This window comes from Halorubrum tibetense (assembly GCF_042661865.1).
Lineage (GTDB): Archaea > Halobacteriota > Halobacteria > Halobacteriales > Haloferacaceae > Halorubrum > Halorubrum tibetense.
This window is the reverse complement of record NZ_JBHSWW010000317.1, coordinates 1-2,529: the sequence shown is the minus strand read 5'-3', so window position 1 is coordinate 2,529 and position 2,529 is coordinate 1. Positions and strand designations below refer to the sequence as shown.

General features: G+C 69.8%; 3 protein-coding genes. 1 reads left to right on the top strand and 2 read right to left on the bottom strand.

Annotated elements, in window-relative coordinates; genetic code table 11:
• A partial coding sequence (locus ACFQEU_RS14390) for a homoserine O-acetyltransferase family protein (RefSeq protein ID WP_465261156.1) occupies window positions 1-489 on the bottom strand: 489 nt, incomplete at its 3' end.
• Entirely contained in the window at window positions 486-1,844 is a 1,359-nt protein-coding gene (locus ACFQEU_RS14385; RefSeq protein ID WP_379783270.1) for an O-acetylhomoserine aminocarboxypropyltransferase/cysteine synthase family protein, read from the bottom strand. The genes ACFQEU_RS14385 and ACFQEU_RS14390, both read right to left, overlap by 4 nt.
• Before the next feature lie 171 nt (window positions 1,845-2,015).
• Between ACFQEU_RS14385 and ACFQEU_RS14380 the strand changes: the two genes are divergently transcribed.
• A partial coding sequence (locus ACFQEU_RS14380) for a DHH family phosphoesterase (RefSeq protein ID WP_379783272.1) occupies window positions 2,016-2,529 on the top strand: 514 nt, incomplete at its 3' end.

The following is a 2,529-nucleotide window of genomic DNA, read 5'->3' as shown; positions in this document are numbered from 1 at the left end:
GCTGCCGCCGACGACCGCGCGAAGCCGCCCCACGCCGAGGTGGTCGAGCAGCCGGCGCTGTGCGCGCGTCCAGTCTTCGACCTGTACCGGCGGGAATGCCGTCCCCCACCGGTCGTGGTCGGGCTCCTCGTCGGCCGGCAGGTCGATGTCCGGCGGGCGCTCGCTCGCCGGTCCCGACGAGCCGTAACAGGAGCCGGGGACGTTCGCGCACACGACGTAGTACTCCGTCGTGTCGATCGCCTTCCCCGGGCCGACCACGTCGTCCCACCACGCCCGGGCCTGTCCCGCCTGCCCCGCGTCGGCGTCGCTCTCGGGCGTCCGTGCGACGTTCTGGCTCCCGGTGAGCGCGTGACAGACGAGAACGACGTTGTCTCCGTCGAACTCGCCGTACGTCTCGTACGCCATCCGGAGGTCGGGGATCGACTGCCCACACTCGAACGTGAACTCCCCGAGAGCCGCGACTCCGGCGTCGGTCGGAACCGCGCTCATCGGTCGGCACCTCCGGGTCCAGCTCCGCTGTCCGCCTCGTCTGGGACGGCTCCTCCGTCCCCACCGTCCGCCTCGGCGGCACGCAGCCCGGCGTCCAACCCTCGGTCGAGGTCCTCGATCACGTCGTCGACCGACTCGATCCCGACGGAGAGCCGAAGCATTTCCGGGTAGACGCCGGCGCGTCGCTGCTCCGTCTCGTCCATCTGCGCGTGCGTCGTCGAGGCCGGGTGGACGACGAGCGTCTTCGCGTCGCCGATGTTCGCGAGGAAGCTGGCGAGGTCGACGTTCTCACACAGCGTCTTCGCCGCCTCGAAGCCGCCGGCGACGCCGAACGTCACCATCCCGCCGTAACCGTCCAGATACGCCGCCGCGTTCCCGTGAGTCGGATGATCCTCGAAGCCGGGATACGTCACCCAGCCGACGCGGTCGTCCTCGCGGAGGAACTCCGCGACGGTCCGGGCGTTCTCGCAGTGGCGATCCATCCGCAGCGGGAGCGTGTTGAGCCCCTGTATCGTCTGCCAGGCGTCGAAGGGCGACTGCTGGCCGCCCGTCGGTCGCACCCCTCGCTGGCGGGCGACGTTGGCGAACGCGGCGTCGCCGAACCGCTCGACGAAATCGATCGGGAACGCGGGCGACTGCCCGGAGAGCTCGTCGTAGTCGGCGTCGGGATGGTCCCACGGGAACTGCCCGCCGTCGACGACGACTCCGCCGACCGTGGTGCCATTGCCGGTGATCCACTTCGTCGTCGACTCCCAGACGACGTCCGCGCCGTGCTCGAACGGCCGACAGAGGTACGGCGTCGCGAACGTGTTGTCGACGACCAGCGGGACCGCGTGGTCGTGGGCGATCTCGGCGAGCCGCTCGAGATCCGGCGTGACGAGCGACGGATTGGCGATCGTCTCCACGTGAACGAACGCCGTGTCGTCGTCGATCGCGGCCTCGTACGCCGCGTAGTCAGTGGTCTCCACGAGCCGCGCCTCGACCCCGCGACGGTTCGCGATACCGGAGAGGTACGCGGCGGTCCCGCCGTACATCTCCGCGCTGGCGACGACGTTGTCGCCCGCGCTCGCGAGCACCGTCGTGATCGCGTCGAACGCGGCCATCCCCGAACCCGTCGCGACCGCGCCCGACCCGCCCGAGAGGTCGGCGAGACGGTCTTCGAGAACGTTCACGGTCGGGTTGGAGAGTCGAGAGTAGATGTGGCCCTCCGCCCGGAGCGCGTACATCTCCGCCGCCGTGTCCGCGTCGTCGAAGACGTACGACGTCGTCTGATGGATCGGGGTTGCGCGCGCCCCAGTCTCCGGATCGGGTGCGGCGCCGGCGTGGAGACTCCGGGTGTTGAACCCACGTGTCATGTATATCACGCATATATCTACAAACTTCTATAACCGTCAGTTACGGCAAGCGCTGCCGGTCCGTGGGACACGAGTCGGTGTCGATCCGGCGGTCGGTGACGGTTCGGAGACGGGCGGACCGCCGTCGGCCGGTGCGTGAGCTTATCGGCGATGGCGACCGAACGGGAGGTAATGGCAGTAGCCGACCATCCCGTGCCCGACCTCGGCGACCGTGCCCGTGCCTGTGCCGACCGCCTGCGATCGGCCGACCGGGTTCTCCTCGCGTCCCACATCGACGCCGACGGGCTGACGAGTGCCGCGGTCGCCTCCGCGGCGCTCGCGCGTGCCAGGATCGATCACGAGGTCGTCTTCGAGAAGCAGCTCGACGCCGAATCGATCGCGGGGATCGCCGCCCGGGAGTACGATGTCGTGCTGTTCACCGACTTCGGCTCGGGTCAGCTCGACGTCATCGCGACCCACGAGTCGCGCGGGGAGTTCGTTCCCGTTATCGCCGACCACCACCAGCCCGCCGACGCCGACACGGAGTTCCATCTCAACCCGCTGTTGGAGGGGATCGACGGCGCGAGCGAGCTCTCCGGTGCCGGCGCGAGCTACGTCCTCGCCCGCGCCCTGGAGGGCCCGGACGGCGACAATCGCGATCTGGCGGCGCTCGCCGTCGTCGGTGCCGCCGGCGACATGCAGGACG

Excerpts from the sequence above, each read along its gene's own strand:
- ACFQEU_RS14385 (WP_379783270.1), bottom strand. The coding sequence starts at position 1,844 with ATGACACGTGGGTTCAACACCCGGAGTCTCCACGCCGGCGCCGCACCC.